The 308-nt window shown below is 66.9% G+C and carries 1 protein-coding gene; it reads right to left on the reverse strand.

All coding sequences use genetic code 11. From position 1 onward, the window contains the following. Window positions 1–308: condensation domain-containing protein (locus tag ON29_RS04265; protein ID WP_040864831.1), on the reverse strand; the 308-nt coding region annotated here is incomplete at both ends.

Here is a 308-nt window from a genome sequence, read left to right on the forward strand (position 1 = left end):
AGGTCGGTGGCGTAGGTGAAGATGGTGTCGAGTTCGGCGGGGGTGCCGTCGTGGTGGTGGTGGGGGTGGATGTTGACTTGGAGGTCGAATTTGGCTGCGACGGTGCCGGTGTCGAGGGCGGTGATGGTGAGCCCGGGCAGTTGCAGGGTGGGTTGTTCGTTGTTCTGGAAGGACAGGACGACCCCGAACAGGGGGGTGTGGGTGGTGGCGCGGGCGGGGGCGACGGCTTCGACGACGCGTTCGAAGGGGATGTCGGCGTTGGCGAAGGCGGCGAGGTCGGTTTCGCGGGCGCGGTCGATGAGTTCGGT

This window comes from Nocardia exalbida NBRC 100660, assembly GCF_000308575.1.
Classification (GTDB): domain Bacteria; phylum Actinomycetota; class Actinomycetes; order Mycobacteriales; family Mycobacteriaceae; genus Nocardia; species Nocardia exalbida.